Source organism: Streptomyces sp. NPDC048297, assembly GCF_043201585.1.
In the GTDB taxonomy this organism is placed as follows: Bacteria; Actinomycetota; Actinomycetes; order Streptomycetales; family Streptomycetaceae; genus Streptomyces.
Map to the genome: position 1 here is coordinate 95,294 of NZ_JBICZA010000004.1, position 6,544 is coordinate 101,837.

Here is a 6,544-nt window from a genome sequence, read left to right on the forward strand (position 1 = left end):
AGCGACAAGCGGAGGGGAGGGGACGACATGCCGGACACACTGACCGCGAAGGGCCGTGCGACACGGGCCCGCATCGTCGAAGGCGCGGCCGAGGTGCTGCGGGAGAAAGGCGTCTCCGTCACGACACTCGACGACATCCGCGCCCACACCAGCACGAGCAAGAGCCAGCTCTTCCACTACTTCCCCGACGGCAAGGACGAACTGCTGCTGGCCGTGGCCCAGTTCGAGGCGGACCGGGTCCTTGATGACCAACAGCCCCATCTGGGACGTCTGGACTCCTGGGAGTCGTGGTACCAGTGGCGCGACTCCGTGGTCGAACGCTACGAACTCCAGGGCGACCAGTGCCCGTTGGGAACTCTGTTTCTCCAGGTCGGGCGGGGACGCCCCGGTGCTCGGGCGATCGTCACGGGACTGATGCGGCAATGGCAGGAGCACCTCGCCCACGGCATGCGCGCCCTTCAGGCGAACGGCCTGCTCTCTTCCTCCCTCGACGTCGACCGGACCGCCGCGGCACTGCTGGCCGGCATCCAGGGAGGCGTGACCATCATGATGTCCACGGGTGACTCGACCCACCTCAAGGCCGCGCTCGACACCGGCATCGACCACCTGCGCGCGTCGGCGGGCGAGCCGGCACAGGCCTGAGGCAACGGGCCAGCTGAGGCATCAGGCCGACTGAGGCACCAGGCCCACCTACGGCATCGCCGCACAAGCACATCACCGCCCAGCCCGCGCACCCTCACCGACCCCGGTCGGGTCCGGCTCGCGCGCGGCGGTGCGGCGCCCGGCGCAGGCCCGTCGGCCGGGTGGTCGGGGAGCCGGATGGTCGGGGAGCCGGATGGTCGGGGAGCCGGATGGTCGGGGGCGAGGTGGCGGCTGGCCGGGTGGCCAAGCCGGGCCGGCCAGTCGGCGGGGTGGTTCCGGACACGTGATGGATGTTGCGGCGAGCGGCTTTCGCCGACGCTGGAGCACATGAGTCACGACGTGGCAGACGGGACGGCGGCCGTCCCAGCCCCTCCACGGACCGGCCGGCTGCTCCATGAGCGGGCGGTCGACCTGCACGTATCCGGCGCAGGTCGCAGGATCCGGGGAGCAGTCGTGGCCTGTCGTATCCACGTACAGCCAAGAAGGAGGGCGGTCTCATGACGAACCACCTGACGTTTCTGTGCGCGCCCGGCGGTGACCCCACCATCGACCCGCTCCTCGGCGACGCTCCCCTCAGCGCGAGCGGCCTGCGTATGGCAGGTGCGGCGGGAGCGGGCCTCGCTCCGCACGTACTCGCCGTCCGGGCACCCTCGATCCGCTGTTCGCAGACCGCCGACGCCCTCGGCCTGACGGCGGACGCCGAGCCAGGACTGCACGATCTCGACCTCGGTGCCTGGAGCGGTCGTAGCCTCGACGAGGTCGCCCTGACAGACCCGGACGGGTTCACGGCGTGGCTGACCGACCCGGATGCCGCACCGCACGGAGGTGAGTCCGTGCGTCGGCTCTGCCGCCGGACGGCGCACTGGCTGGGCAGCAGGGCGTCGGACACGGGCCACGTCGTCGCGGTCACCGAAGCGGCGGTCGTCCGGGCCGCGCTCATCCACGCTCTGGGCATACCCGCACGAGCCTTCTGGCATCTCGCCGTACCGCCCCTGTCCGCGGTCTCGTTCACGTGGCGGGACGGCTACTGGGACGTCCGGCTCGACCAGACCGCGCCCCAGGAGGGTGAGCGCTGGATCCACACCGGCGATCAGCGACTCCAGTACGCGCCGATAGTGATCAGCCCCCGCCGGCACGGCGAGGCGCCGGGAACCGATTGGGTTCCCGGCGAAAGCTCGCGCGCCGCCTGACGGCGCACGGCTCACACGGGTTCGGGTTGCGCTTCCGGTTGCCGCAGTGGTGCGGCCTTCGGCTCCCACTGCCTGGTGGTCCATATGTAGCCGCAGATCACCGATGTCATCGCGAGAATGACGAGAGGGCCGTAGACCCAGGGATGCTCGGCCATACGCGTCGGCAGGTACCGATAGGCCACCAGAAGCGCGGCGAAGACCGTCGTGCCATAAGCGGCCAGCTGTATTCCTGCTTTGTCCCAGCCGCGTGCCTCGGAGCGCAGAGCGGCCTCGATCGTGAGCGTGAAGACGACGCCGGCGACGATGTCCGCGCCGTAGTGGTAACCGAAGCCGAGCGTGGCACCGAGTGTGGCGATCAGCCAGAAGGTTCCCGCGCATCGCAGGATGCGTGGGGCACGGCGGGAGTGGATGAAGATCGCGGTGGCCCAGGCGGTGTGCAGGCTGGGCATGCAATTGCGTGGGGTGACCAGGTCGAAGGGCATGGGGTGCGGGCCGGTGATCGGCGGCGGAGTGTCCGGCCACAGGTCGGCCACCGCCCAGTGCCCGCCGTCGGCGCCGTAGGCGAAGATCGGTCCGACCACCGGGAAGATCATGTAGATGCCGGGGCCGAGGAGGCCGATCACCAGGAAGGTGCGCACCAGGTGGTGGCGCGGGAAGCGGCGCTCGGCCGCCACGTTGCGCAGCTGGTACAGCGTGACGACGACCGCGGCCACGGCGAGCTGGATGTAGACGTAGTCGAGGACGTGGGCACCGATCGGGCCGGAGGCCCGCACGATGCGGCCCGCCAGCCACGAGGGATCGCCCAGCGCGTGATCGGCGACGGCGACGTACTGGTCGAGCACCGCGGGGCGGGTCTTCGAGGTGATGAGCAGCCAGGCGTCGCCCGTCTTACGGCCCGCCACCAGCAGCAGGGCGAGTCCGACACCCTTGAGCAGCAGGACGCGTTCCTGACCCGTGCGGCGCGTGACAGCGATGACCGCATATCCCAGAATGACCCACAACGCGCCGTTTCCGAAGGGGTGGCCGGCACCCTCGACCGGCCTGGCGTCGACCGCCCATCGGACCAGAAAGAACACGGCGTCGATACCGACGGCGACACCTGCCGCGACAAATCGTTCCCGCCGAGGGAGTACCACCATCATCAAGGCCATACTGGCGTACAACAACGGCCCCGATTTGGGCGGCAATATCACCTCTTTCACCTGATTGGTGATCGGCCCCGGAAGGCCGTAGTGACGCGAGGCGATCTCCAGCGCGATGAGGAATCCGAGGACGACCACGCCTGCCGTGGCCCACAGTATCGTCCGTGGTCGGCCCCCTGCGGGGAACTTCATTCTGCGGTTTATTCGCGAGAGCACCCGCGAGGCTATAGGTATCAATTGTTCGGCCGATTTGTTAGTTGTTGGTCAAATGAGTAACCCTTCATGCCGGAAAGTGCTTTTTCCAGCGAAGAGCAGGCGATGAGGGCGTCGCCATGAGGTCGATCATGGTAGCGGAGCTGTGAGGTTTCTTTGATCGGCCTGTGCGGATCCGCCGCGCGCCGACGGCGGCAAGGCGGCGAGGTGGCCGCGCAACAGCTCGCGGTCGGCCGTGTCAGACGTGCGTGAGAAGCCGCCGCAGTGGGCGCGGAACGCGGTCGAGTTCCAGGTGCGCGATCAGCGCTCGCGCGTAGAGAGCCTTGCGACCGCTGTGTGTGCCCATGAAACGCCGCAACTGGTGCTCCACAGGCCGCTCCCGCTGTGCCGGCTGCCCCTGGAAGGTGCGGAAGGGGCGCATCTCGCCCTGGTCCTCGATCGCCCGCTGTACGGCCTCGGGCCCCAGAGCGCGGATCAGCTCGTCCTCCAGGTCGGCGACGCACACCTGGAACCCGAGTGCCTCCAGTCCGGCCTGTGTGAGACCGGACCCGAGCCCGACCCGCTCCAGATGGCGCCGGAAATGCCGCTCCTCGCCGATGTCGCAGAGACCGGCCAGCGGGAGGCCGAGCCCCGCGGGGCCGCAGACGTCCAGGAAACGCCCGATGTTCGTCGCGCCTCCGAGCGGTACGACAGCGACGCCCTCCGCATCGAGGTCACGGCCGTAGCGCGTGGCCAGCGCCCCGAGCGCGGCCTGATCACTTCCGCCCTCGACGAGCACGACCGTCCGCACCCCGTCGCCCGCCAGCTCGCGCGCCTCCGCGGCAGCCGCGTCCGCCCCCGCTCCACCGGCCGCCCACACAGTCAGCGCCCGGCGAAATCGCCTCGACTCGTCCACAAGACCTCGCTTCCCGGCGCATCGTGGCACGGCCGACACCCCGTACGCACCCGTGTTTTCCGGGGCCTGCGCGTGGAGCGGGGCCGGGAGGCCGACTACGGGGACTCCGGCTGACTCCGACTGACTCCGGCTGACTCCGGCTGACTCCGCTACAGACGAACGACGACCAGGGCGATGTCGTCCCGTCCGCCGCCGGCCACGCCGAGGCGGGTGAGCAGGGTGTCGGCGAGGTGGTCGGGGCTCAGACGGGCGTGCCGCACGAGGGTGTCGGCCAGCAGGCCGAGGCCGACGTCGATGTCCTGGTCGCGGCGTTCGACGAGTCCGTCGGTGTAGAGGACCAGGGTGTCGCCCGGCGCGTAGGACACCGTGGCCTGCGGGCGCCTGCTCGGGTCGATGGGGACGCCCAGCGGCGGATCGGTGGCCTGGTCGAGAAGGACGACCGTGCCGTCCGTCCGGGACAGCAGGGGCGGCAGGTGGCCGGCGTTGGCGTAGGTGATGCGCCGGTGTCGTGTGTCGATGACCGCTTGGACGGCGGTCGTGGCCAGAGCACCCTCGCAGGTCCGGGCGAAGCGGCTCAGGACGTCCATCGCGCTGCCGGGTTCGTGGGTGGCGCGCAGGGCGGCGGAGAGGGTGCTGTGGAGCATGCCCATGATGGCGGCGGCCTCCAGGCCGTGGCCGACCACGTCGCCGACCGCGACCGTGAACCTGTCCTCGCAAAGGTCCACGACGTCGTACCAGTCGCCGCAGACGTTGAGTGACCGGGCGGCGGGCATGTAGCGCACGGCGATGTCGCTGTGCCCCGCCAGGTCCGGGGCGTGCAGCATGGCCTCCTGGAGGGTGAGCGCGGTGCGGTGCTCCCTGTCGTGGGCTTCGCGGAGCTCCTCGTTGAGGTGCTGGAGTTCCTTCGCCCGCGCATAGAGCTCGGCCTCCATCGCGGCCCGCTCGTCGCCCGGGTCCTGCGGCCTCACATGGAAGGGACCGGTCAGCACGAACTCGGTCATGTCCTCCACGCGGTGGATGATCAACGCGACCTCGTCGTCCGGACCGAGGACGGGCGTGTTGATCGGCGACCACCACTTCGCCCGGAACACTCCCGGACGGCCGGTCACCGGGACGTCGTACTTCTGCACGGCCATCGTGTCCGGTCTCTTCGAGTCCAGGACCCGCTGCAGGGAGGCGCTCAGATTGCGGACCCCGTCGGCGTCGGGGTCGGCCGGATTGTCGGGGTGGACGTCGAAGAGGTACCGGCCGATCAGTTCGTCCCGGGTACGGCCCGTCGCCCGCAGGTACGCCTCGTTGACCTCGACCATCATCAGGTCGGGGTCCAGCACCAGGTAGGGGCTGGGCGTCACGGAGAACAGGGCCTGGTAGTCGATCCGCGGTGGGGTCGTATGCACTCTCCCGCCCTGCCGCACGGGTCTCATGTCAGAAAGTATGCGTCCGGGCGTGAGCCGCGGCTTGTCCGGTCACCAGAGACGAGCCGTCCCGGGGGCGGGTGTGCGGGTGAGGTGGCGGCCGTTCCCACGTGCTCCGGGCCGGGCCGGCGATCGGCTTGGGCGGGGTCGTGAGCTTCGTGAACCTGACCTTCCGGTTGCCCTGGATGCCGGTCGTCCGGGACCGCTCCCGTGCCATGGCAATGCGGGACGGCAGCGGTGACGAGTACGCGATCGCCTTCTCCCCGGCGGGTGCCTTGGCTCTCGACTTCGATCACGAGTCTCCGATGAGCCCGTACCGGGACACGCCTCTGCTGCCCTGGCCCAGCTTGTTCGACGGGGTGCCGGAGGCGTTCCGGCCCCTTCTGGCAGGAGCGGGCCGACACCGGGTGGAGGGCGGGAGCCGTCGAGCCTCCACCGGACGGCATGGAGGACGACGGCAGCGCCGAGTGGCTGTTCGACGTCCTGCTGGACGGCCGTCCGGAGGCGGACCTTCCCGGTCTCGGGCCGGGCGGGCGGTCTGCCCGGCCCTGGGCTCAGACCAGCCAGTGGCCGTCGCGCATCAGCTCGCGATCGGGCAGCTCCGCCTCCTCGCGCCAGGCCTGGACGCGGCGCGGGGTGACGCGGAACCAGCGGTACGGCGTGGTCAGCGTGCGCGGGTCGAAACCGGTGCGCGCGGCGAAGCGGTCACCCTCCTGCTGCGGCAGCTCGTCGATCTCGAGGACTTCGACCTCGCCTTCGACCATGACCACGTCCCGGGTCGGCCCCAGCCCGAGCCGAGCGGTCCGGGTGGCGGCCAGGTTCCTGCCGGTCCGGCTGGACGTCGGGGTGGCCAGCAGCAGGGTCTTGCCGTCCCAGTCGAACGACAGCGGCACCAGGCAGGGGGCGCCGTCCGGCGAGGCGGTGGCCACCCACACGTCGACGTCGTGGGCGAGCCGGTGCTCGGTGTCGCGGAGGCGCTCTGCGCGGGGGCGGGGGCCGGTGCGGGGTTCGGTGCCGGGGCCAGTGCGGGGTTCGGTGCCGGGGCCA

At 70.5% G+C, this 6,544-nt stretch carries 6 protein-coding genes; 2 read left to right on the forward strand and 4 right to left on the reverse strand.

Annotated elements, in window-relative coordinates; translation table 11 throughout:
* Positions 1 to 27 precede the first annotated feature (27 nt).
* Both ACGFYV_RS05630 and ACGFYV_RS05635 read left to right on the forward strand, forming a co-directional pair.
* A complete protein-coding gene (locus ACGFYV_RS05630; protein WP_393877069.1) occupies positions 28 to 642 on the forward strand; it encodes a TetR/AcrR family transcriptional regulator in 615 nt (204 codons plus the stop codon).
* 497 nt (positions 643 to 1,139) lie between these two features.
* A complete protein-coding gene (locus ACGFYV_RS05635) occupies positions 1,140 to 1,832 on the forward strand; it encodes a histidine phosphatase family protein (RefSeq protein WP_393877070.1) in 693 nt (230 codons plus the stop codon).
* An 11-nt stretch (positions 1,833 to 1,843) separates the two neighbouring features.
* Here the strand turns inward: ACGFYV_RS05635 and ACGFYV_RS05640 are convergent, their stop codons facing one another.
* The 4 genes from ACGFYV_RS05640 to ACGFYV_RS05655 form a co-directional block, all read right to left on the reverse strand.
* Entirely contained in the window at positions 1,844 to 3,166 is a 1,323-nt protein-coding gene (locus tag ACGFYV_RS05640; RefSeq protein WP_393877071.1) for a phosphatase PAP2 family protein, read from the reverse strand.
* A gap of 259 nt (positions 3,167 to 3,425) precedes the next feature.
* Complete coding sequence (locus tag ACGFYV_RS05645) at positions 3,426 to 4,082, reverse strand: TOPRIM nucleotidyl transferase/hydrolase domain-containing protein (RefSeq protein WP_393877072.1); 657 nt, start codon at positions 4,080 to 4,082, stop codon at positions 3,426 to 3,428.
* A 149-nt stretch (positions 4,083 to 4,231) separates the two neighbouring features.
* Entirely contained in the window at positions 4,232 to 5,506 is a 1,275-nt protein-coding gene (locus ACGFYV_RS05650; RefSeq protein ID WP_393877073.1) for a PP2C family protein-serine/threonine phosphatase, read from the reverse strand.
* A gap of 545 nt (positions 5,507 to 6,051) precedes the next feature.
* Positions 6,052 to 6,544, reverse strand: a 493-nt coding sequence (locus ACGFYV_RS05655; protein WP_393877074.1) for a pyridoxamine 5'-phosphate oxidase family protein, incomplete at its 5' end; no start/stop codon positions are given.

Excerpts from the sequence above, each read along its gene's own strand:
- ACGFYV_RS05630 (WP_393877069.1), top strand. The coding sequence starts at position 28 with ATGCCGGACACACTGACCGCGAAGGGCCGTGCGACACGGGCCCGCATC.
- ACGFYV_RS05635 (WP_393877070.1), top strand. The coding sequence starts at position 1,140 with ATGACGAACCACCTGACGTTTCTGTGCGCGCCCGGCGGTGACCCCACC.
- ACGFYV_RS05640 (WP_393877071.1), bottom strand. The coding sequence starts at position 3,166 with ATGAAGTTCCCCGCAGGGGGCCGACCACGGACGATACTGTGGGCCACG.
- ACGFYV_RS05650 (WP_393877073.1), bottom strand. The coding sequence starts at position 5,506 with ATGAGACCCGTGCGGCAGGGCGGGAGAGTGCATACGACCCCACCGCGG.